The 21,320-nt window shown below is 58.5% G+C and carries 19 protein-coding genes, 4 tRNA genes and 1 riboswitch; of the genes, 7 read left to right on the forward strand and 16 right to left on the reverse strand.

The features are described 5' to 3' along the window. Nucleotides 1-8: 8 nt before the first annotated feature. From M5B42_RS30025 to M5B42_RS30040, 4 genes are all read right to left on the reverse strand, one after another. Entirely contained in the window at nucleotides 9-764 is a 756-nt protein-coding gene (locus M5B42_RS30025) for a TraX family protein (RefSeq protein WP_283099869.1), read from the reverse strand. After that, a complete protein-coding gene (locus M5B42_RS30030) occupies nucleotides 757-1,074 on the reverse strand; it encodes a hypothetical protein (RefSeq protein WP_248747875.1) in 318 nt (105 codons plus the stop codon). The genes M5B42_RS30025 and M5B42_RS30030 overlap by 8 nt, the downstream gene beginning before the upstream one ends. 399 nt (nucleotides 1,075-1,473) lie before the next feature. Then, the gene (locus M5B42_RS30035; RefSeq protein WP_248747876.1) at nucleotides 1,474-2,262 is read right to left on the reverse strand and encodes a replication initiation protein; all 789 of its coding nucleotides are present in this window, start codon (nucleotides 2,260-2,262) and stop codon (nucleotides 1,474-1,476) included. 730 nt (nucleotides 2,263-2,992) lie between these two features. Next, nucleotides 2,993-3,069, reverse strand: a tRNA-Arg gene (locus M5B42_RS30040). A gap of 356 nt (nucleotides 3,070-3,425) precedes the next feature. Between M5B42_RS30040 and M5B42_RS30045 the strand changes: the two genes are divergently transcribed. From M5B42_RS30045 to M5B42_RS30055, 3 genes are all read left to right on the forward strand, one after another. Next, nucleotides 3,426-3,647 (forward strand): hypothetical protein, encoded by a 222-nt coding sequence (locus M5B42_RS30045; RefSeq protein WP_177103769.1) that lies wholly within the window; start codon nucleotides 3,426-3,428, stop codon nucleotides 3,645-3,647. Between the two features lie 23 nt (nucleotides 3,648-3,670). After that, nucleotides 3,671-3,862 carry a PA3371 family protein gene (locus M5B42_RS30050; protein WP_248747877.1) on the forward strand — a complete coding sequence of 64 codons (192 nt, stop codon included), beginning with the start codon at nucleotides 3,671-3,673 and terminating at the stop codon, nucleotides 3,860-3,862. 353 nt (nucleotides 3,863-4,215) lie between these two features. Then, nucleotides 4,216-4,539, forward strand: coding sequence for an Arc family DNA-binding protein (locus M5B42_RS30055; RefSeq protein ID WP_103497682.1), 324 nt, complete (start codon nucleotides 4,216-4,218; stop codon nucleotides 4,537-4,539). A gap of 68 nt (nucleotides 4,540-4,607) precedes the next feature. Here M5B42_RS30055 and mgtE read toward each other — a convergent pair whose 3' ends face one another. After that, a complete protein-coding gene (gene mgtE / locus M5B42_RS30060) occupies nucleotides 4,608-6,050 on the reverse strand; it encodes a magnesium transporter (RefSeq protein ID WP_152742387.1) in 1,443 nt (480 codons plus the stop codon). Nucleotides 6,051-6,372: 322 nt separating this feature from the next. On the opposite strand from mgtE, the gene M5B42_RS30065 reads away from it, so the two are divergent. Next, complete coding sequence (locus tag M5B42_RS30065; protein WP_177103763.1) at nucleotides 6,373-6,852, forward strand: cell envelope protein SmpA; 480 nt, start codon at nucleotides 6,373-6,375, stop codon at nucleotides 6,850-6,852. Nucleotides 6,853-6,917: 65 nt separating this feature from the next. On the opposite strand, the gene M5B42_RS30070 is transcribed toward M5B42_RS30065, so the two are convergent. The 6 genes from M5B42_RS30070 to alaS all read right to left on the reverse strand — a co-directional run bounded on the left by M5B42_RS30070 (nucleotide 6,918) and on the right by alaS (nucleotide 11,741). Further along, nucleotides 6,918-6,994 (reverse strand) — tRNA-Arg (locus tag M5B42_RS30070). A 71-nt stretch (nucleotides 6,995-7,065) separates the two neighbouring features. Beyond that, nucleotides 7,066-7,142 (reverse strand) — tRNA-Arg (locus tag M5B42_RS30075). A gap of 108 nt (nucleotides 7,143-7,250) precedes the next feature. Further along, a tRNA-Ser gene (locus tag M5B42_RS30080) sits at nucleotides 7,251-7,341 on the reverse strand. Nucleotides 7,342-7,403: 62 nt separating this feature from the next. Further along, nucleotides 7,404-7,592 carry a carbon storage regulator CsrA gene (gene csrA / locus M5B42_RS30085; RefSeq protein ID WP_002554426.1) on the reverse strand — a complete coding sequence of 63 codons (189 nt, stop codon included), beginning with the start codon at nucleotides 7,590-7,592 and terminating at the stop codon, nucleotides 7,404-7,406. 186 nt (nucleotides 7,593-7,778) lie between these two features. Next, nucleotides 7,779-9,020 carry an aspartate kinase gene (locus tag M5B42_RS30090; RefSeq protein WP_103496536.1) on the reverse strand — a complete coding sequence of 414 codons (1,242 nt, stop codon included), beginning with the start codon at nucleotides 9,018-9,020 and terminating at the stop codon, nucleotides 7,779-7,781. Nucleotides 9,021-9,116: 96 nt separating this feature from the next. Continuing rightward, complete coding sequence (gene alaS / locus M5B42_RS30095) at nucleotides 9,117-11,741, reverse strand: alanine--tRNA ligase (RefSeq protein WP_248747878.1); 2,625 nt, start codon at nucleotides 11,739-11,741, stop codon at nucleotides 9,117-9,119. Nucleotides 11,742-12,095: 354 nt separating this feature from the next. Next, a riboswitch (FMN riboswitch) is annotated at nucleotides 12,096-12,265 on the forward strand. Between the two features lie 128 nt (nucleotides 12,266-12,393). Here alaS and M5B42_RS30100 point away from each other — a divergent pair. From M5B42_RS30100 to M5B42_RS30110, 3 genes are all read left to right on the forward strand, one after another. Continuing rightward, a complete protein-coding gene (locus M5B42_RS30100; RefSeq protein ID WP_152742385.1) occupies nucleotides 12,394-12,885 on the forward strand; it encodes a 6,7-dimethyl-8-ribityllumazine synthase in 492 nt (163 codons plus the stop codon). Between the two features lie 148 nt (nucleotides 12,886-13,033). After that, complete coding sequence (locus M5B42_RS30105; protein ID WP_248747879.1) at nucleotides 13,034-14,488, forward strand: M91 family zinc metallopeptidase; 1,455 nt, start codon at nucleotides 13,034-13,036, stop codon at nucleotides 14,486-14,488. Between the two features lie 43 nt (nucleotides 14,489-14,531). Next, entirely contained in the window at nucleotides 14,532-16,034 is a 1,503-nt protein-coding gene (locus tag M5B42_RS30110) for a M91 family zinc metallopeptidase (protein WP_248747880.1), read from the forward strand. Here the strand turns inward: M5B42_RS30110 and astE are convergent. Genes astE through astA form a run of 5 tightly spaced genes read right to left on the reverse strand, consistent with a single transcriptional unit; the run spans nucleotide 16,031 to nucleotide 21,290 of the window. Next, nucleotides 16,031-17,038 carry a succinylglutamate desuccinylase gene (astE, locus tag M5B42_RS30115; RefSeq protein WP_103496541.1) on the reverse strand — a complete coding sequence of 336 codons (1,008 nt, stop codon included), beginning with the start codon at nucleotides 17,036-17,038 and terminating at the stop codon, nucleotides 16,031-16,033. The genes M5B42_RS30110 and astE overlap by 4 nt on opposite strands. 14 nt (nucleotides 17,039-17,052) lie before the next feature. Then, nucleotides 17,053-17,340, reverse strand: a complete 288-nt coding sequence (locus M5B42_RS30120; RefSeq protein WP_103496542.1) for a topoisomerase II — start codon at nucleotides 17,338-17,340, stop codon at nucleotides 17,053-17,055. Between the two features lie 56 nt (nucleotides 17,341-17,396). After that, nucleotides 17,397-18,743 carry an N-succinylarginine dihydrolase gene (astB, locus tag M5B42_RS30125; protein WP_248747881.1) on the reverse strand — a complete coding sequence of 449 codons (1,347 nt, stop codon included), beginning with the start codon at nucleotides 18,741-18,743 and terminating at the stop codon, nucleotides 17,397-17,399. A gap of 55 nt (nucleotides 18,744-18,798) precedes the next feature. After that, nucleotides 18,799-20,268 (reverse strand): succinylglutamate-semialdehyde dehydrogenase, encoded by a 1,470-nt coding sequence (gene astD, locus M5B42_RS30130; RefSeq protein ID WP_248747887.1) that lies wholly within the window; start codon nucleotides 20,266-20,268, stop codon nucleotides 18,799-18,801. After that, a complete protein-coding gene (gene astA / locus M5B42_RS30135) occupies nucleotides 20,265-21,290 on the reverse strand; it encodes an arginine N-succinyltransferase (protein WP_103496545.1) in 1,026 nt (341 codons plus the stop codon). The genes astD and astA overlap by 4 nt, the downstream gene beginning before the upstream one ends. Nucleotides 21,291-21,320: the final 30 nt, after the last annotated feature.

The raw sequence follows: 21,320 nt of genomic DNA on the forward strand, positions 1-21,320 counted from the left end.
CAGGCAAATCAAATAGCCGACTGGTTTATTAGCGCAAACAACATCATATGCACAGGATAAAAACCATACCCCCAAATACCTATAGCCGGAACATTAAATTCGATCCGCTGACGCAACAACCACAAACCAAATATTGGCGCAACAAAGGAAACCCCCAGCCTCAAGTTATCATATGCATCTAACTCCATTATAAATATAGAGACACTCCCGTTCGCCATTAAAGCCGTTACACCTGAAAGGTACCAAACAAAGAAGTTATCCGATCGCAAAGCTGCCAGCAGTACGGCAGGCAAGGACACACCAAAAAGCCCATACATAAGCATGGTTTTATATTTCAACGCTACAGCCACTGCAATAAGCGCAAGCCCCCAGGCGAGATATGTTCGATGATGAAGCCCCCAAGCTACAACCAGGCCTAATCCAAGAGTAGGTAAAACATTCAACCCAAATGCAGACGCCCCGAAAAATCGTAGATAAGGAGCCTGACTCAGAGATGAGAAAACTACAATCATCAAGGCATAACGGAGGTTGCTCCGCGTCAGAAGCTCCCCCTTCCTAGTCCTATAGACGTTCGCTGCAATAACCAGACAAAATAAGGGAAATGATAGCCTCCCTGGCGCTCCCAAGCCGCCGAGCGCAGGCCAGACAATACGCAAATGGTCAATACACATAGTGAATATGGCGAACCACTTCACTAGGTCTACTGCTGGATCTCGGATTGCACGTAAGCTCTCAATATCGGTAGCAGCACACGTATCATGCATTCTTTGTGGCTCTTGGACTGGCCTGGTTCTCAGCAGCCTCCAACGCTGCCCTGACAATCCCACTCACTGTGGCCGGGCCACCCCCACTTCGTTTATTAGATAATGCCTGATCCTCCAACTTTTCTATAAGAGCAGGAGGCAAGCTAATACTTACTGAACGCGCACCTGTTTTATCATTTACTCCCTTGGACATGACAACACTCTCCTCTTTTCTCGCAATGGATAAAAGCAACATAACTTCAGGCAATGAAGAAATAACATCAACCTCAAAAACCAAAAAACCTGTGTTGTTATGCAATTTAAATTTCATTCCACCTCCATTTCCAAGCACTTAAAATTCATTTAAATGTAATTTTTAAGCTCAAGCGATTTCAAACTAATGAAAAAAATCCCAATGACTGCGGCAAAAAACGAGACCGCCCGCATCCTTTACCTGGCCTTCGGTGCTTCACCGATGATTTTGTGCATTCCTCCCATCCTCTTCCCCTTTTGGGGATTTTGATGTTTTTTGGACTTTGCCTTTTAAAGCTTTATCCTTGTTTTTAAACTTGTTTTTAAAGGCTCTGAAAGCCCCAGACGATAAGGCTTTCAGCGACTTGCAAGCTAAAGATTCCGGGTTGAGTAGCTAAAAACTCCGGGATAACGACTAAAAGTTCCGGGTAACCAGCTAAAAATTCCGGGCGAACAGACTAAAGATTCCGGGTGTTATTCACAGGTCATCGGCTAGAGCTAGCTGCGTCTGCTGATCGTCATGAAATTTAAAAGTCAACCGGTCTATCGACCTCCGGCTTTTGGTTGCTTTCAGCTCGATGAGAAGGCCGCTTTTTCTCCGAAGCTCTTCAATTGCAGGATCAATCACCTTGGACTTGAGATTGCTATAGCGGGTGTAGGATGGCCCTAATTCAAGAAGCGCACGAAACTCATCGACTCGTACTGTATACATACCTGTTTTTTTAAACCCCTGTAGCAACTCGAAAAGTCGGATTGAGTGTATGGATGAGAGGCCTGCAACTCGCTTCAGATCGTACTTGGTAAACTCCGTGTTTAGCATGGCTAGGTAAGGCTCAACATGAATAGTGAACCAAATTTTTGCCTCTGCCCAACCGCTTTGGTAGTCCACTCGATCCACCCACCGAAATCGACTCTTATAGCGCCCATCGAAAGTTTTGATATCCCGCTCGTAAAGAGAACCAGCTGCCTCCTTGAGCGCTTCATAGGCCTGCTTGATCGGTATTCCAAAGTGTTCAGAGAAATCATAGGCAGTGATCGTGATTGGACGTGGCATAAGCTTCCGCGGATCGATCTGCGAGATAGCAGCCAATAACAGACGTTGCTCGTTCAAAGTCAGCCTATATGCCGCTCTCACCAGATCGTTGGATTTGGTAACGTTATGTTTTGCAGCGCGTCGTTCAGATGAAGTTACCTCGGTTCCAAGCATATGAGTTGGATAATTCTCGACTCTACCCACTTGGTTAGGGTGGGTGCTGGTCGACTTCATCTAATTAGCTCGCCTAGCCCAGTAGATGGCTACAGCTTGAGGGTCGAATCGGACACCACGCGAAAAACGCACTGGTTTAGGAAATCCAGGCTCCTGCCGCCAACGCCAAAGCGTCATTCGGCTGATTTGATACAAGTTGCAGAGCTGAGCCGTCGTGGCCAGTGTGCCTGGAACTGGGAGGTCGAACTTATCGCTTTTGCCACTCATACAGGTTTCCTTACTATCAAGCTGGAAACCGAGCCAGGAGACCTACCGTGTAGCGTTGACGCATACGCTAACGAGCGGTACTGTCCCCCCTGAAGCCCTTTCAACGCTTCATCTCGGGATTGTCCTGGTTCGCCAGCTCAGAAGGACGCCTTACAAGCCTCCTTCCCCGAACAAAAGCCTCGACCCCCACGGTCGAGGCTTTTTCATATGGCCAACCAGTTGCCCCCGATTCTTCTCGTGACAGTTCGTTACGTCAAATATAAAACCCTTTAAAATCAATGGCTTGCTATACCATCGCAATTGCTACGGAATAGCATAATTTTCGTAACCCATTGGTTATATTGACCATTCTATAAAATGTAACAAATTGTTTCTTAATGCTTATTTTCCAGAAAGGAATGAGGGATACCTTTCGATCAGTCACGATGACGAGATACGGCACGCAAAACGGCACGCAAATGTTTACCTAGCCCAGAAACAAAAAAAGCCTACGCCTGAAAACTGCGTAAGCTTCTGATTTTATTGGTGTCCCAGGGCAGGTTCGAACTGCCAACCTTCCCCTTAGGAGGGGGATGCTCTATCCAATTGAGCTACTGGGACAACGCTCGGCCACCAGGACAGGCGGCGCGAAGGACGGCGTGCATGTTAACGGGCATGCCGTCGTTTGTCATGTCGTCCCTGGGCTTTTTAACCGTAGGCCACCTTCTGCGGGCGCAGCCCGACCCGTGTTGAGAAACCTCTAGCGCCCTGGGGTAACGACTGTCAGGCACCTCATCGGGCATTTTGCATTATTACAAAACGCCATCATTGCAAAGTGCACGCTCCACACGCCCAAAACAAAAGCCAAACTATTGTTTTAAAAGAATTTTTTCTGATAAAAAGCTTGGCATGCAGCCTGCTCTGACTCTCTCCACGGAAAACCGCCTGATTCAGCATCAGCCATGGAGAGCCTTTCGATGAATACGCCCGTTCTTTTGACATTGAATGCCTTGGCATTGATCGCACTGACCGCTTTCCACTTTCAACCGGCGCCAGAGTCCCTGCCCTACACCCATGCAGACCCGCGACAAGCCGCACAACGGGCAGTCATGAGCGATCACCTGACCTACAGCAGCGCCCTGGGCGAACAACGCCAGGCAACCGTCGCCACCGGAGAAACGGTCCGGCTGACGTTCTGAGCCCACTCCACCAAGGAATTCCCATGTCCAGATACGCCATCATCTTCCTGATCCTGACCCTGCTCGCCAGCACCGCCCTGTGGATGGCACCCGCCGACGCCTTCACCCTACCGTTGGTCGTCGCCAGCTGTCTGTTTGGCGGCTTTTTCGTCCTGGCCTTGTTCGCTGGTCGGAAAATCCGCTTCGATCCGGTCTTGCGCACCTCCGAAGACTAGAAAACCAGCAAATTGCCACTACGCTTTAACATTAGAAGCAAAAGGTCAGGCCAGCGGTTAAAATCCGCGCCGTGCTGGCCAGACGCTTCCTGACAGGCCCGGGATGGCCGATCAGAGGGCCGCGACTGGGTGAAACTTTCAAACCAGTACGCATTTCTGATAATTGGTGCTGGCATATTGCCTTTGTCCAGTTCAATATTTGTCACAGAATTGACGCCAAGGATCTGGCAAATATGAGGCATGATGCGGGCCTCATTTCAATTCAGGTTGAACATTTGGCCAAGCATGCTGTCCTACTGACATCCTGCGGCCAATTCCGAGAACCGCTCCCCTGAACTAACCGGTTTAAAACTATGCGCCCATTGAAACAGGCAATTTATTCCAGCCGTACGGCTGACAAGTTCGTCGTGCGTCTGCCCGATGGAATGCGTGAACGCATCGCCGAGGTGGCTCGTAACCATCACCGCAGCATGAATTCCGAGATCATTGCACGCCTGGAGCAAAGCCTTATTCAGGAAGGTGCACTGGGCGACGAGTTGAGCATGCGGCTGGACAGCCCTGAGCTCTCTCTGCATGAGCGAGAATTGCTCCAGCGTTTCCGCCAGCTTTCCCATCGCCAGCAGAATGCACTCGTGTCGCTGATCGCCCATGACGCCGAAATGGCGGACGCCAGCTGATTCATCCCTGAAAGCTCAAGCCAGCGGTGTGCTGGCTTTTTTTTGCCCGGGATTTGGCGGGGAACCGCCTAGAGCAGGAAGATGGTCGCCAGCCCCAGGAAGATGAAGAAACCGCCACTGTCGGTCATGGCGGTGATCATCACGCTCGCCCCCATCGCCGGGTCGCGCCCCAGGCGCGCCAGGGTCATGGGGATCAGCACCCCCATCAAGGCTGCCAGCAGGAGGTTGAGGGTCATGGCCGCAGTCATCACCACACCCAGCGACCAACTGCCGTACAGCAGGTAGGCGACTACGCCGATCACCCCACCCCACACTAGGCCGTTGATCAACCCCACCGCCAGCTCCTTGCGCATCAGCCGCGAGGTATTGCCGGTGCTGACCTGGTCGAGCGCCATGGCCCGTACGATCATGGTGATGGTCTGGTTGCCCGAGTTGCCGCCGATGCCCGCAACGATCGGCATCAGCGCAGCCAGGGCCACCAGCTTCTCGATGGAGCCCTCGAACAGCCCGATCACCCGCGAAGCGACAAAGGCCGTGATCAGGTTGATTGCCAGCCACGCCCAACGGTTGCGCAGGGATTTCCAGACCGAGGCAAAGATATCCTCTTCTTCGCGCAGACCGGCCATGTTGAGGACTTCACTTTCGCTTTCCTCACGGATCAGGTCGACCATTTCGTCGATGGTCAGACGGCCGATCAACTTGCCGTTCTTGTCCACCACGGGCGCGGAAATCAGGTCATAACGTTCGAAGGCCTGGGCCGCATCATAGGCGTCTTCGTCCGGGTGAAAGGTCACCGGGTCGCCGGCCATGACATCGGCGACCTGTTTCTCGGGATCGTTGACCAGCAGCCGCTTGATCGGCAGCACGCCCTTGAGCACGCCGTCGTAATCGACCACGAACAGTTTGTCGGTATGGCCCGGCAGCTCCTTGAGCCGACGCAGGTAGCGCAGTACCACCTCCAGGCTGACGTCTTCGCGGATGGTGACCATCTCGAAGTCCATCAGCGCACCGACCTGCTCCTCGTCATAGGACAACGCGGAGCGAACGCGCTCACGCTGCTGGCCATCGAGGGTTTCCATCAGTTCGTGGACAACGTCTCGCGGCAGCTCGGGAGCCAGGTCAGCGAGTTCGTCGGCGTCCATTTCCTTGGCGGCGGCCAGGAGCTCCTGATCGTCCATGTCGGCGATCAGGGTTTCACGGACGGAGTCGGACACTTCAAGCAGGATATCGCCGTCGCGCTCGGCCTTGACCAACTGCCAGACGGTCAGGCGATCATCCAGGGGCAAGGCTTCGAGAATATAGGCGACGTCGGCGGAGTGCAGGTCATCGAGCTTGCGCTGCAGCTCGACGAGGTTCTGCCGGTGAACCAGATTTTCCACCCGGTCGTGATGAGGGCCTTCCTGACGATGCGTCAGGTCTTCGACCACCCGCTGGCGCTGCAGCAGGTCGACAACCTGGGCAAGACGATCCTGCAGGCTATCCTGGCTTTTCTTTACTTCAACTTCGGTCATAGGCGAACTCCACTCCCAGCAGCGGGGCACGCCGGAAGGATCAATCAGTCAATTCGTGATTGGCACAACGAGAGATTAAGTAACTACTGGGTAAGTCCATGGAAGTATTCCAAAAACCCCGGCGGGGCTGACGGGCGCAATCATACACCGTCGCCACGCCCTCAAGACCAAAAATCTTGGCAAGAACAAGCGCTTGCAATACGCAGCCGAGCGCTTTGGCGCCAGCCTTTCCCTTACGACGACTCATCCTGAAAAGAAAACACACGCCCCAGGCGAAAGCCCACGGCTAGGCTGAGTGAATGATCGTCAAGGAGGACGTCCGATGCTGCCCAGAAGCCATCTATCGCTATTGCTCGCACTCTGCCTGCCCTTCCCGGCCGACGCCGCCATCGTCCATCGCTGTGAAAGCGACAGCGGCCATATCACCTTTACTACGCTGGGATGTGCATCAAACGAAACGCTGCAACCCCAGCGAGCACACAACCCCTCGCTCGGAAGCCGGGCGACATCGCCCCCTCGCGCGAAAACGCCAACCTCGGCCGCCCCACCCAGCCCGCAGCCCCTGGTCATCGTTGGCGAGCACGATGACGGCTGCGCCAATCGATTAAGCCCACAGGAAAAACGCCGGGCAATCATCAACCAGCAGGTTCGCCCCGGCATGAGTCGACTGGAAGTGGAAAGCGCCCTGGGCAGGCCGGATCGGATCAGCACGAGCAACACCGCAACGCGTTATCACTACAACCTGAAACGGGGCCGCAGCAGTCTGGTGGTGCTGGATGAGAAAGGATGTGTCAAAGGCTAGCCGACGTCACATACTCAAACGCCAGACAGCAAAAAGCCCGCAACCAGTGCGGGCTTCTTGGTGTATGGTGCACTCGACAGGATTCGAACCTGTGACCGCTCGGTTCGTAGCCGAGTACTCTATCCAGCTGAGCTACGAGTGCAGGTGTGTTTTTAGACCAGATCACAACTGGTTGAAGCCACGTTATTCGTATCACTACCAACAACGCTTAAATGGTGCACTCGACAGGATTCGAACCTGTGACCGCTCGGTTCGTAGCCGAGTACTCTATCCAGCTGAGCTACGAGTGCATTTGATGCCGCGCATTATAGGCCGTGAAATCTTTTTGTAAAGCGCTTTTTTCTAGTAATTTCAACAACTTACCGAAGAAGCCAGATCTACACGTACTACACAAATAATGGCGGAGAAGGGGGGATTCGAACCCCCGACACCCTTTTGAGGTGTACTCCCTTAGCAGGGGAGCGCCTTCGGCCACTCGGCCACCTCTCCGCAACACGGGGCGTATAATAACCAACCTTTTCCCCGTTTGCAAAGCAAAAAATCAAATAAAATTAATGGCTTGGTTCTTCGTCCTTCTCTTTCTTGATCCGCAGGTAGATTTCCTCACGGTGTACGGCCACTTCCTTGGGGGCATTGACCCCAATTCGTACTTGATTTCCTTTGACGCCAAGCACGGTCACAGTGATTTCACCGTCACCGATGATCAGGCTCTCTGCGCACCGACGAGTCAGAATCAGCATACCTTTCTCCTACACGCACTTCAGTTCAGGGACAACAGTCTGCAAAAAGGGCTTCGGCTTACAGGCTATATAGCCATCGCCCTACACCCCTGAGTATTGACCAGCGCAGGCAAAAGAACAGCACCCACCCACGCCTATCAAGAAAAACAAAGGGCGCGGTTCAACCGCGCCCTTGGGGACTAGGCGTTACTCGCCCTGTCGGGCCGGGGCATCGAGCTCAAAAGCCGTGTGCAGCGCCCGTACCGCCAACTCCAGGTACTTCTCTCCGATCACCACGGAGACCTTGATCTCCGAGGTCGAGATCATCTGGATATTGATGCTTTCCTTGGCCAGGGCCTCGAACATCCGGCTGGCCACGCCAGCGTGGGAACGCATGCCGACACCGACGATCGACACCTTGGCGATCTTGGTGTCGCCGATCACTTCACGGGCACCGATCTCACGCGCGGTGTTTTCCAGGACGGTTTGCGCGGCCTGGTAGTCATTGCGGTGCACGGTGAAGGTGAAGTCGGTGGTGTTATCGTGCGCAACGTTCTGCACGATCATGTCGACTTCGATGTTCGCGGCACTGATCGGGCCGAGAATCTTGAAGGCCACGCCGGGGGTGTCTGGCACGCCACGGATGGTCAGCTTGGCTTCATCGCGGTTGAAGGCGATGCCGGAAATGATCGGCTGTTCCATGGATTCCTCTTCATCAATAGTAATGAGGGTACCCGGACCCTCTTTGAAGCTGTGCAGGACGCGCAGCGGAACGTTGTACTTGCCGGCGAACTCGACCGCACGGATCTGCAACACCTTGGAACCGAGGCTGGCCATTTCCAGCATCTCTTCGAAGGTGATCTTGTCCAGGCGCTGGGCCTGGGCGACGACGCGCGGATCGGTGGTGTAGACGCCATCGACGTCGGTGTAGATCTGGCATTCGTCAGCCTTCAAGGCCGCCGCCAGGGCCACGCCGGTGGTGTCGGAACCGCCACGCCCGAGGGTGGTGATATTGCCGTGCTCGTCGACGCCCTGGAAACCGGCGACCACTACCACGCGACCGGCCTTCAGATCGCCACGAATCTTCTGATCGTCGATCTGCAGGATGCGCGCCTTATTGTGCGCGCTGTCGGTCAGGATTCGCACCTGGTTACCGGTGTACGAGACCGCCGGCACACCACGCTTGATCAGTGCCATGGCCAGCAAGGCGATGGTCACCTGCTCGCCGGTGGAAACGATCACATCCAGTTCACGGGGAACCGGTTGCTGATCGCCACTGATCTGCTTGGCCAGTTCGATCAGGCGGTTGGTCTCGCCGCTCATCGCGGACAGTACAACCACCAGGTCATCGCCGGCTTCACGGAACTTCTTAACCTTGTCGGCTACCTGCTCGATTCTCTCGACGGAGCCGACCGAGGTACCTCCGAATTTCTGTACGATCAAAGCCATTTCTAAGCCGCCTCAGCCCGTAAAGGGGCGCCCATTAATCATTCAACTTCACAGCTGCGGTGCCTGCCACTAGACAACAGGCACCCGTCGCGGCCTTTAAACGCCCTGTTCGACAAACGGCACGGTCAGGGCCAGTGCGGCATCCAGTTGCGCAGCGTCGATACCGCCGCCTTGCGCCATGTCCGGACGACCGCCGCCCTTCCCGCCCACTGCCGCAGCGGCTTGTTTCATCAGATCACCGGCTTTGAGTTGGCCAGTCAGGTCCTTGGTCACGCCTGCGACCAGAACGACCTTTTCCTCATGGACACTGCCGAGCAGGATCACTGCGCGACCGAGTTTGTTTTTCAGTTGATCGACCAGCGCCAGCAGCGCCTTGCCATCCTGCCCGTCCAGACGCACGGCCAGGACCTTGACGCCCTTGACGTCCAGGGCCGCAGCCGACAGGTCGTCGCCCGCCGCACTGGCGGCCTTGGCCTGCAATTGCTCCAGCTGCTTTTCCAGCAGGCGGTTGCGTTCCAGCACCGCCGACAGCTTGTCGATCAGGTTGTCGCGACTGCCCTTGATCAGGTTCGCGGCTTCCTTGAGTTGCTCTTCCGCGGCGTTCAGGTAGGCCAGTGCCGCAGCCCCCGTGACCGCTTCGATACGCCGTACGCCCGAGGCGACGCCGCCTTCGCTGGTAATTTTCAGCAGGCCGATATCGCCGGTGCGGTTGGCGTGGATACCGCCGCACAGCTCAACGGAGAAATCGCCGCCCATGCTCAGTACCCGAACGCTGTCACCGTACTTCTCGCCGAACAGCGCCATGGCGCCTTTTTTCTTGGCGGTGTCGATATCGGTTTCTTCGGTTTCCACCGCCGAGTTCTTGCGGATCTCGGCGTTGACAATGTCTTCCAGGGCCTTGAGCTGCTCAGGCTTGATGGCTTCGAAGTGGCTGAAGTCGAAGCGCAGGCGCTGACTGTCGACCAACGAACCCTTCTGCTGGACGTGCTCGCCCAACACCTGGCGCAACGCGGCGTGCAGCAGGTGCGTGGCCGAGTGGTTCAGGGAAGTGGCGTGACGCACATCAGCGGCCACCTGGGTTTCAACCTGGGCACCGACCAGCAAACTGCCTTGCGCCAGGACACCGTGGTGCAGGAACGCGCCGCCGGTCTTGGTGGTGTCGCGTACATCAAAGCGACCGGCAGCCGCCTTGAGATAACCGCAATCACCTATCTGGCCGCCCGACTCGGCATAGAACGGCGTCTGGTCCAGGACGACAACACCCTCTTCGCCTTCATTCAAGACGTCGACCGACTGCCCTTCTTTATAGAGCGCCACGACTTTCGCCGAACCGCTGGTAGCGCTGTAGCCGGTGAACTCGGTGGCGACGTCGACCTTGACCAGGCTGTTGTAGTCCATGCCGAAGGAACTGGCCGAACGGGCACGCACGCGCTGGGCTTCCATCTCACGCTCGAAACCGACCTCGTCGAGGGTCAGGTTGCGTTCGCGGGCGATGTCACCGGTCAGGTCCATCGGGAAACCGTAGGTGTCGTAGAGCTTGAACACCACGTCACCCGGGACGACCGCTCCCTTGAGTTCGGCCAGGTCCTGCTCGAGGATCTTCAGGCCTTGCTCCAGGGTCTTGGCGAACTGCTCTTCTTCAGCCTTGAGCACGCGCTCGATATGCGCCTGCTGGGATTTCAGCTCAGGGAAGGCTTCGCCCATCTCGGCGACCAGGGCCGCAACGATCTGGTAGAAGAAGCTGCCCTTGGCACCCAGCTTGTTGCCGTGACGGCAAGCGCGGCGAATGATCCGACGCAGCACGTAGCCACGACCTTCGTTGGATGGCAGCACGCCATCGGCAATCAGGAAGCCGCAGGAGCGAATATGGTCGGCGACGACTTTCAGGGATGCCTGGTTGTCGTTGGTGCAACCGATGGCCTGGGCCGAAGCGCTCAGCAGGCTCTGGAACAGGTCGATTTCATAGTTGGAATGAACGTGCTGCAACACCGCACTGATCCGCTCCAGGCCCATGCCGGTATCCACCGACGGCGCTGGTAGCGGATGCAACACGCCATCGGCGGTGCGGTTGAACTGCATGAACACGTTGTTCCAGATTTCGATGTAGCGGTCGCCGTCTTCTTCCGGCGAGCCGGGTGGGCCGCCCCAGATATCGGCGCCGTGATCGTAGAAAATCTCGGTGCAAGGGCCGCACGGGCCGGTATCGCCCATGGTCCAGAAGTTGTCGGAGGCGTAAGGGGCGCCCTTGTTGTCACCGATACGGACCATACGCTCGGCCGGCACGCCGACTTCCTTGGTCCAGATATCGTAGGCTTCGTCGTCGGTCGCGTAGACCGTGACCCAGAGCTTTTCCTTCGGCAGGTTCAGCCACTTGTCGGAAGTCAGGAAGGTCCAGGCGAAGGTGATCGCATCACGCTTGAAATAGTCGCCAAAGCTGAAGTTGCCGAGCATTTCAAAAAAGGTGTGGTGACGGGCGGTGTAACCGACGTTTTCCAGGTCGTTGTGCTTGCCGCCGGCGCGCACGCATTTCTGACTGCTGACCGCGCGGGTATAGGCGCGCTTTTCCTGACCCAGGAAGCAGTCCTTGAACTGGTTCATCCCCGCGTTGGTGAACAGCAGGGTCGGGTCGTTGCCCGGAATCAAAGAGCTGGAGGCTACACGGGTGTGGCCTTGCTGTTCGAAGAAGCGAAGGAAGGCTTCACGGATTTCTGCGCTTTTCATAGGTTCTTCCACGGAGTCTGCGGCCAAACGCAAGTGCATCACATCCAAAAGGGTTTGCGACTTGCAAAGGGCCGCATTATATCGGCCCTGCGCCTTGGGTACAGCGTGTTTATACGATAGAAACCGTCAATTGGACGGCCTGCTGCCTCATTCACGGCCAAATTCGGCCAATACCGCAACAACTTGTTCAACTTGCGTACATTCGGCGTCCCTGTACCCCGGGTCGTTTCAGCCTGTTCGACGACAGGCCGGGCCGGCGTTTACTGAAGAATTTCGATAGTCATTATCGAAACGACGACATGCACCCCCTGAAAATATATGTTAAAAACTCAGCGCCGCCAGAAAGTCTGGCGGCAACGTTCTCAGGGCGGGGTGCAACTCCCCACCGGCGGTAATGGCGCGCAATGCGTCTAGCCCGCGAGCGCTTGACGATTTCCACGGCCTTGGCCGTCGGTCGACAAGGTCAGCAGACCCGGTGTGATCCCGGGGCCGACGGTCATAGTCCGGATGAAGAGAGAACGGGATTGACACCCAGGGGCCGTCCGCTGAATCCGTAGAGGCCTGCGAGCATCCCACGGCGACGCTGAACGTACCCTTGAATCCCATTCGATTCATATCGCCCTGTTTTTCACACAAACAGGAGTCAGAACAGATGCAACCCACCACCATTCATCACAACCAACGTATCGCCTTTATCCAGGCCTGCTGGCACAAAGACATTGTCGACCAGGCACGCCACGGCTTTGTCTCGGAAATCGCCAAGCTGGGTTATCAGGAAAGCGATATCGATTTCTTTGAAGTCGGCGGCGCCTTCGAAATCCCCCTGCATGCCAAGCTGCTGGCCAAATCCGGGCGTTATGCCGGCGTGGTCGCCGCGGGCCTGGTGGTCGACGGCGGGATCTATCGCCACGACTTCGTCGCCACCGCGGTGATCGACGGCCTGATGCAGGTCCAGCTGGACACCGAAGTGCCGGTGTTTTCGGTGGTCTTGACCCCGCACCACTTCCACGCAGGTGAAGAGCACCAGAAGTTCTTCTTCGATCACTTCGTGCACAAGGGCCAGGAAGCGGCGAAAACCTGCGCCGACACCCTGAACAAACTGCGTGCGCTGCCGCGCCCGGCAGCGCAGAAACTGGCGGTCTGACTGCCCCGCACCTGCCGGCCCGGGCCGGCAGGTCATTGCCAACGCATAACTATCTACGCTCTCCCCGCTTCGTCTTTGCAGTTAAGTGAACTCGACATTTCGCCCTACCAGGGCTTTCGAGAACCACCGCCTGCGGAGACACCTCAACGTGAACGACTTCTCCAGACTTGGCCCAAGCCAGCCGATCATGCCTCACCAGGAACACTGGATCGACGGCACCATCGAAACCGCGCATCCCCTTGTCGAGCCCTTGAACCAGTACCCGGACGACCAGAGGATCCTGCACACCCACCGGCTCCACCTGGATAAAAACGTCCGGGTGGAACGCCAGCAACTCAAGGCCCCGCCCGACTACCGGGGACCGGCCGATCATCTGCGCTTCACCATCGGTGGCCGCGACAACCGCGTGCATCTGTACCAGTCCGATCATCTGGTGCTGGATATCAATGGCTGGCGTTATCACCTGACAACCGTCTCCTCCGGGCAGGTCATCGTGCTGGACACACAAGGTGGCGATGACGATATCAGGGTGGACGACAAGGTACGGATCGCGGTGTTCATCCATTCAGGAGCGGGAAACGACCGATTGTTTTGCGGGGGAGGCTTCACCAAGGTCGATGCGGGACCTGGCGACGATCGGATTTTCACGCGCTCCGGCGCCAGCTATATCGAAGCCGGAGACGGCGACGATATTGTCAGCGCCCATGGCAAAGGCCCCATGACCGTCTATGGAGGCCGGGGCCATGACACCTTGAGCGCAGGCGAAGGCAGTTGTTTCATCGACGGTGGCCAGGGCGACGATGTGCTATCAGGCGGCAAAGGCCACAACGTGCTCAGCGGAGGCGACGGCGACGATCAGATCACCCCCGGTCCCGGCCGCACGACCATTTACACCGGAACAGGCACGGACTTCGTCGCCCACCTGAGACCCGACGTCCAATTGTTCAATGCCTACTCCGCCTCCGAACCAACGCCTTCGACGATTCCCGATGATCTTGGCGTCATCATCGCCGCCAAGGGACTGGACAGTTGCGGCGTGATCGTCGATGGCACGCCCCGGTTCCGGGAACGGGTCAATGACGACCTCAGACTGCTGCTGGGCTCCGATAACGGCCAGCAACTACTGGGTGCCCTGGGTCAGATCGCGCGCAAGAGCGGCGTGCCCGTGCTGATCAAGGAGTTGACCGAGGAAGAAAACGGTATGTGCTTCCCGGGACGCGCGCAGCAGGGCGACCCGTTTATCCACGATGGCAAGGCCGGAGCTCCGGCCCTCGGTTGTACGGTGTATTACGACCCCTCGTTTCTCAAGGGAGAAGTCACCAGCATCGTTCATCTCTACCACGAGCTGTGCCATGCCTATAACCACGTGACAGGGACGATTTTTCCCGGCTGGGGGGCAGACGGTGTGGACGCGGGCAAGCCTCGCGACTCGGTCCCCAACGCGGAGCTCCAGGCCGTCGGGTTGGCGGCTCACGCCCCGCCCTTCGACTTCGACGCCAATCCCGCGACACCGCCCCTGACCACCAACCCCGAGGCCTTTACCGAAAACGGGCTGCGCCTGGAGTTCGGTATTCCGCCGCGCAAGCAATACCGGGAAGAGTAAACGGATTCGCCTTCCATCCGCACCCGACTTTAACGGAGCCTTCATGAACCATTTTCCCGACATCCCGCCGGCCAGGTCCGAGCGCCTGATAGACGGTAGTGCTCGTTCCATTGATGAACACTACCAGATCGTCCAGGAATACCAGGACGACTACAAACCGACCTCAATCTACCGACTCTCGGCAGAGAATGACCCGGTCCTGATAGAGCGAAAGATCGTTTCGACCCCCTACAGGCCAGGATACCCGCCGCTGGATTACCTGATCTTCACCACCGGCGACAGTGCTGACACCATCAGGGTCCACTGCCCGCAGGAGCAATTGATAGTCGACATCAACCATGAGCGTTACCTGATCAACCCGGCCTCTTCCGAGCAGAGGCTGATCATTCGCACCGGCGCTGGTCCGGATCGGGTGACGGTCGACGAACAGGTAAAAATCCAGGTGGTCGTCGAAACAGCCGACGGCGACGATGTGATCCACAGCGAAGGCAGCGACACCCAGGTCCATGCCGGCCCGGGCGATGACTTCATCACCACCGGCGGGGGCAAGGCCTATATAGAGGCCGGAGAAGGCAACGACATGATTTTTGTCGAAGGTGACGCGACCGTCTACGGCGGCGCCGGCAACGATCATATCAGTGCCACCGCAAGCCTTGACGACAGCCGTCATCTGCTCAACGGCGGTCAAGGCAACGATCTGCTGATCGGCGGTCGGGGACACAGCATCCTCAGTGGCAACGACGGCGACGACTCGATCCTGGCAGGCGTCGGGAGCAACACGATCTACACCGGAGCAGGCCGGGACACGGTCATGTTGATCAAGCCGACGGATCAGGTCTTCAGCAACGATAGCCACGACCAGTTGTTCCAGGCCGCCCCCCAGCCACCCGCCGATTCCGAGGAATTACGTGTTCACGCCTCGTCTGCCGAAGGTTTTCGGATCATCCTGCTCAACAACCTGAGCCTGGAGCAGACCGGTATCGTGGTCAACGGCTCCCCCGCGTTCCAGGACCGGGTCAATGACGACCTGAGGCTTATCGGCGGCTCTCCCCGGGGCAGCCAGCTGCTATCGGTGTTGAATAAAACGGCCAAGAAGCATGGCATCACCGTCGCGATCAACCCGTTGGAGTATGAGAGGAATGCGCTGTTTCTGGTCGATGCCCGGACCACAGGCGATCCCTACATCCGGGATACCCGCGCGGGAGATGGACTCCCAGGGGGAAGCATTCACTACAACCCCGCCATTGAAATCGACGCAACCCCCGGGGTCGTATTGCTTTACCACGAACTCTGCCATGTCTATAACAGAGTGACCGGAACCTCTTTCCCCGGGGATGGCTTCGACGGTCCGCGTGACGACAAGTCCACACGCAGAGTGCCGAATGAAGAGCTCCAAGCCATAGGCCTGCCGGCTGAAGTCAGGCCCTTCGATTTCGATGCAGACCCAAGCACTCCACCCTTGGATACCAACCCGCCCCCCTTCACCGAAAACGGCTTGCGTGAAGAGTTGGGATTGGCACCGCGAGCCTGGGTAAAACCGCGCTAAACCAGCGTCTCATTGCTGGACGGCACCACCAGGATCCCCGCCCGCAGGCCATTTTTCACCTTCGGGTTGGGGAAAATGATCCGGGCGCCCTGCTCTTCCACGACCCAGCGGCTGTTCGCCAGGTCCTCGGCCAGCAGGTAACCCTTGGGCAGTTCCGAGAAGTTCTCGATATCCACCGGCAAGTGCATCAGGAAGCTGTCGCTGTGCTTGATGATTTCCCGCGCCACGCTGAACAGTTGCAAACCTTCCAGCGTTTCATCGGTGACCGGCTCGCGGCCTTCGATGATCTGCTTGAGACGCAACTCCAGGCGAGAGACATCCACGCCCTCGTTCTGCCCGAATGGCCGGGCCTTGCCCAGCTCAAGGGTAAAGGACTCGGCGCCCAGCTTGTCGTAGGTGTAGCTGCTGAAGACGATGGAGGGCTTGTTCTGCAACAACACCGCCGTCATCCCGGCCGCGCGCAGGCGGGCCAGCTCGCGGCGGGAATGGGCGCGCCCTTCCTTGTAGGGATAGAGCGCGAACTGTTCGATTTTCGAGCCGCGAATGGCGGTGTGCAAGTCATAGTGCAGGCGCTGGCGATCCGGCAGGCTGAAGAAACTCGCCGCCAGGCGTTCCAGCTCGCAAGCGCGCAAGGCTTCACTGCCACTGCTCAGCTCATGCCGGCCATTGAACAGCCGGTTGACGTCCTGCTCGACAAAGCGCTCGCCGCGACGCATCGCTTCCGGGTTGCCGAACAGGAACAGAATACGGGCCCGGGGCTTGAGGTCGCCCCGGGCAATGTCGTGCAACAGCCGATCGAGCAACTCGATCGGCGCTGTTTCATTACCGTGGATACCAGCGGACAACAGCAGGTCCAGCCCATTGTCCCGGGCCTCGGGAGGTCGCACTTCGAGTGCGCCCTCACTCAGCCAGCGCATGCGCACACCTTCGACCGTCAGTTGCGTCTTCTCCGCCGGTTCATGACCGGCAAGGGTCAGTTCAAGCAGTTTGCCGAGGGCGAGCATGCGCTATTCCTTAATCAGTGATGGTGATCGCAGTCGGGGCCGTGGACATGGTCGTCCTCGCCGATTTCGGCCGGCTCCATCTCCAGTTGCAGGCTGACCAGGTTGGTCGCCAGCGGGCGCAACAGCAGGTTGGCGTATTCGGCGTCGCCTTCCTCGACATCGACACCGATCAGCAGTTGGCCGCGGCCGTCGTGCTGAATCCACAATTCCTTGCCCTGCCAGATCACCGCGACGCGGGTGCAGGAGGTTTCCAGTTGAGTGCCATCGGTGTCTTCAAGGATCAGCTGCAGGGTATCGCTCATGTTTTAGGCTCTCGTCTGGAAGTAAAACGCCGCGCGCAAAGACCAAGCGGCGGCCTTCAATTGATCTGGAATGGGTAAACCGAGCCCAGTTTAAGGATTTGCGTCAGTTCATCCAATGCCGCTCGGCACTCAAGCAACAATTGCGGGTCAGCCAGGTCGCTTTCACGCAGGCTGTCGCGGTAGTGCTTGTCGACCCACTGGGTCAGCGTGCCATACAACGGCGCCGTCATGATAACCCCAGGATTGACCGCCGCCAGTTCGTTTTCCTTCAGCGCCACGCGCAAGCGCAGGCACGCCGGGCCACCGCCGTTCTGCATGCTCTGCTTGAGGTCGAAGACCTTGACCTCGCGAACCGCACTGCCAGAGCTGGTCAGTTCCTGCAAGTAAGCCCAGACCCGCGGATTGGCGCGGCACTCTTCCGGTACGATCAGCAGCATGCCGCCGTCGGCACGGTTCAGCAGCTGGCTGTTGAACAGGTAGGAACGCACCGCGTCTTCCACCGCCACTTTCGAGCGCGGCACGCAGATCGACTGGAAGTTACCGCCACGCTTGGCCAGCTTGCCGTGCAACTCGGCGAGCATCTGCTCGGTGCCCTGGAAGGCGTCCTCGTGATAGAACAACACCTCGCCGTTACCCACCGCGATCACGTCGTTGTGGAACACACCCTGGTCGATCACCGCCGGGTTCTGTTGAGCATAGACCACGCCGTCATCGCTCAGGCCGTGCAGCCGGGCGACCGCCTGGGAGGCTTCGAGGGTCTGGCGCGCCGGGTATTTCTGCGGGGCCGGGTAGCGGGTGTCGAAGGCGCTGCGGCCGAAGACGAAGAACTCGACACCGGCTTCGCCGTACTCACGGCAGAAACGCGTGTGGTTGGCCGCGCCTTCGTCGCCGAACTGGGCGACGGCGGGCAGTGCCGCGTGATGGGCGAAGTGCTTGGCATCGGCGAACATCGCCCCCAGCACACGGCTGGTGGTCGGGTGTTCGATGCTGCGGTGATATTTGCAGTTGAGGTTGGCGGCGGTGAAATGCACGCGACCGTCGGCGGTATCGGCACTCGGGCTGACAGTGCCGGCGTTGGCCACCCACATGCTCGACGCCGAGCAGCTGGCGACCAGCAGCGGCATCGCCTGTTTGGCGGCCTGTTCGATCACCTGCGCATCGCTGCCGGCGAAACCGAGGCTGCGCAGGGCGGCCACATCCGGGCGCTCCTGCGGGGCCAGCACGCCCTGGACAAACCCCATGTCCATCAGCGCTTTCATTTTCGCCAGGCCTTGCAGCGCCGCTTCCTTGGGGTTGGAAGCCTGCTGGCTGTTGCTCTGGGAAGCGACGTTGCCGTAGGACAGGCCGCCGTAGTTATGGGTCGGGCCTACAAGACCGTCAAAATTGACTTCAAAGGATTTCATCGGCGAGGCTCCACGAATCTGTTTTTATAAGCACAAATCATCTGCGTATGACGGCTCAGGAGAGCCGAACACCCGGCGTCAAAGTCGCCGGCACTGTCAGACTAGGCGTTTCCAGGGACGCCACCGGGTACGCGCAATAATCCGCCGCGTAATAGGCACTGGCGCGATGGTTGCCCGAGGCCCCGACCCCGCCGAACGGTGCACTGCTGGCAGCACCCGTCAGTTGTTTGTTCCAGTTGACGATCCCGGCCCGGCTTTCCAGCCAGAACTGCTGGTAACGCGACTCGGAATCCGACAACAGGCCTGCCGCCAAGCCGTACTGCGTGTTGTTGGCCTCGGCAATCGCCGCGTCGAAATCAGCGTAGCGAATCACTTGCAGCAAGGGCCCGAACAATTCCTCGTCAGGGCGATCGGCCACGGCCGTCACATCGAGAATCCCCGGGGTCAGCAACGCCGCATTGGCTTGCGGTTGAGTCATTTCCAGCAACGCCAGCGCGCCATGCCCCAGCAGATGCGCCTGGGCATCCATCAAGGCACGCGCGGCACCGAGAGATACCACCGAACCCATGAACGGCGCTGGCTGCTGGTCGAACGCACCGACCTCAATGGTCGCGCTGACCTCAACCAGACGTTCCAGCAGCTTGTCGCCCCAGGCCCCTTCAGGCACCAGCAGGCGACGGGCACAGGTGCAACGCTGACCTGCCGAGATAAAGGCCGACTGGATAATGGTGTACACCGCCGCGTCCAGGTCCTGGACCTGATCGACCACCAGCGGATTATTGCCACCCATTTCCAGGGCCAGGATCTTGTCCGGACGCCCGGCGAATTGCTGGTGCAGATGGTTGCCGGTGCGGCTCGAACCGGTGAAGAACAGACCGTCGATTCCCGCATTGGCCGCCAGGGCGATCCCGGTTTCCCGCGCGCCTTGCAACAGATTCAACACACCAGCCGGCAGACCGGCTTCGATCCAGCACTGCACGGTCAGCTCGGCAACCTTCGGAGTCAGCTCGCTCGGCTTGAACAGCACGCTGTTACCGGCCAGCAAAGCCGGCACGATATGTCCATTGGGCAGGTGGCCCGGGAAGTTGTAAGGCCCGAACACCGCCACCACACCGTGGGGCTTGTGGCGCAACACGGCGGTGGCGTCGCCCAGCGGGCCGCTCTTCTCGCCGGTACGTTCACGGTAGCTCTGCACCGAGATGGCGATCTTGTTGACCATGCTGGTCACTTCGGTCGCCGCCTCCCACAAGGGCTTGCCGGTCTCTTCACCGATGCAGCGGACCAACTCGTCGGCACGGCTTTTCAGATGCGCGGCAAAACTTTCGAGTACGACAATACGCTCGTCGAGGGAACGCTTGGCCCAGGCCGGAAACGCCTGGCGCGCGGCTTGCACGGCGGCTTCGACCTGCGCGGCACTGGCGCCCTTGCCGGACCACAGCACTTGCTGGGTCACCGGGTTCAACGATTCGAAGGCTTCGCCCTGGCCTTCCTGCCAGGCACCGGCGATGTAAAGCGTGCTCATTATTTCGACTCCCTGGAAGCAGACAGCGGTACCGCGCGAACCTGATCGCCGGCACTGAGTTGAAGACGTTTGGCGGTCAGCGGATCGACCACCAGGGTGCCCGCCGCCAGGCGCGCCGGAGCCGCGGTGATGCGGCAGTCCTCGCGCTTGCGGTTGTGGATCAGGTACGGCGTGGCATCATCACCCGGGGTGCCGACCGCCAGCACCAGCGCCTGGCTGTCACGCACCGCGCGGATCTTGCTGGTTTCGCATTCCACCGCCGGGCCCGCGTCGAAGATGTCGACATAACCCTGGTAGCTGAAACCTTCGCTTTTAAGCATCGCCAGTGCCGGCTCGGTGTCGGTATGGACCTTGCCGATCACCGCGCGCGCCTCTTCGGAGAGGAAGCAGGTGTACAGCGGGAACTTGGGCATCAGTTCGGCGATAAAAGCCTTGTTGCCGACGCCGGTCAGGTAATCGGCCTGGCTGAACTCCATCTTGAAGAAGTGCCGACCCAGGCTTTCCCAGAACGGCGAGCGCCCGGCTTCGTCGGACATGCCGCGCATTTCGGCAATGATCTTGTTGCCAAACAGTTCCGGGAACTCGGCGATAAACAGCATCCGCGCCTTGGCCAGCATGCGGCCATTGAGGCCACTGCGATAATCGGCGTGCAGGAACAGCGAGCACAGCTCGGAGTTGCCGGTCAGGTCGTTGGCCAGGAACAGCGTCGGAATCTCGCGGTAGATCTTCAGTTCCTGGGAGGCGCTGACCGTCAGGCCGACCCGGAAGTTGTACCAGGGCTCACGCAGGCCGACGGCACCGGCAATGGCGCTGATACCGACCACGCGGCCCTCATCGTTTTCGAGCACGAACAGATAGTCCGCGTCGCCGCGACCGGCCTCGCCAGTGAAGGTTTTCTCCGCCCAACCGACCCGATGGGCCAGGCGCTCTTCGTTGGCCGGCAAGGTGGTCAGGCCGGTGCCCGTGCTACGGGCCAGGTCGATCAGAGCGGGTAAATCGCTGCTGCGTACGGGACGAACGATCATGCTATCTCCTCAAACGGGCACCGGCTGACG

Source organism: Pseudomonas sp. MWU12-2037 (assembly GCF_023242345.1).
GTDB classification, from domain to species: Bacteria; Pseudomonadota; Gammaproteobacteria; order Pseudomonadales; family Pseudomonadaceae; genus Aquipseudomonas; species Aquipseudomonas gingeri_D.

Coding starts and splice junctions, on each gene's coding strand:
- M5B42_RS30025 (WP_283099869.1), bottom strand. CDS start 764: ATGCATGATACGTGTGCTGCTACCGATATTGAGAGCTTACGTGCAATC.
- M5B42_RS30030 (WP_248747875.1), bottom strand. CDS start 1,074: ATGAAATTTAAATTGCATAACAACACAGGTTTTTTGGTTTTTGAGGTT.
- M5B42_RS30035 (WP_248747876.1), bottom strand. CDS start 2,262: ATGAAGTCGACCAGCACCCACCCTAACCAAGTGGGTAGAGTCGAGAAT.
- M5B42_RS30045 (WP_177103769.1), top strand. CDS start 3,426: ATGAATACGCCCGTTCTTTTGACATTGAATGCCTTGGCATTGATCGCA.
- M5B42_RS30050 (WP_248747877.1), top strand. CDS start 3,671: ATGTCCAGATACGCCATCATCTTCCTGATCCTGACCCTGCTCGCCAGC.
- M5B42_RS30055 (WP_103497682.1), top strand. CDS start 4,216: ATGCGCCCATTGAAACAGGCAATTTATTCCAGCCGTACGGCTGACAAG.
- mgtE (WP_152742387.1), bottom strand. CDS start 6,050: ATGACCGAAGTTGAAGTAAAGAAAAGCCAGGATAGCCTGCAGGATCGT.
- M5B42_RS30065 (WP_177103763.1), top strand. CDS start 6,373: ATGCTGCCCAGAAGCCATCTATCGCTATTGCTCGCACTCTGCCTGCCC.
- csrA (WP_002554426.1), bottom strand. CDS start 7,592: ATGCTGATTCTGACTCGTCGGTGCGCAGAGAGCCTGATCATCGGTGAC.
- M5B42_RS30090 (WP_103496536.1), bottom strand. CDS start 9,020: ATGGCTTTGATCGTACAGAAATTCGGAGGTACCTCGGTCGGCTCCGTC.
- alaS (WP_248747878.1), bottom strand. CDS start 11,741: ATGAAAAGCGCAGAAATCCGTGAAGCCTTCCTTCGCTTCTTCGAACAG.
- M5B42_RS30100 (WP_152742385.1), top strand. CDS start 12,394: ATGCAACCCACCACCATTCATCACAACCAACGTATCGCCTTTATCCAG.
- M5B42_RS30110 (WP_248747880.1), top strand. CDS start 14,532: ATGAACCATTTTCCCGACATCCCGCCGGCCAGGTCCGAGCGCCTGATA.
- astE (WP_103496541.1), bottom strand. CDS start 17,038: ATGCTCGCCCTCGGCAAACTGCTTGAACTGACCCTTGCCGGTCATGAA.
- M5B42_RS30120 (WP_103496542.1), bottom strand. CDS start 17,340: ATGAGCGATACCCTGCAGCTGATCCTTGAAGACACCGATGGCACTCAA.
- astB (WP_248747881.1), bottom strand. CDS start 18,743: ATGAAATCCTTTGAAGTCAATTTTGACGGTCTTGTAGGCCCGACCCAT.
- astA (WP_103496545.1), bottom strand. CDS start 21,290: ATGATCGTTCGTCCCGTACGCAGCAGCGATTTACCCGCTCTGATCGAC.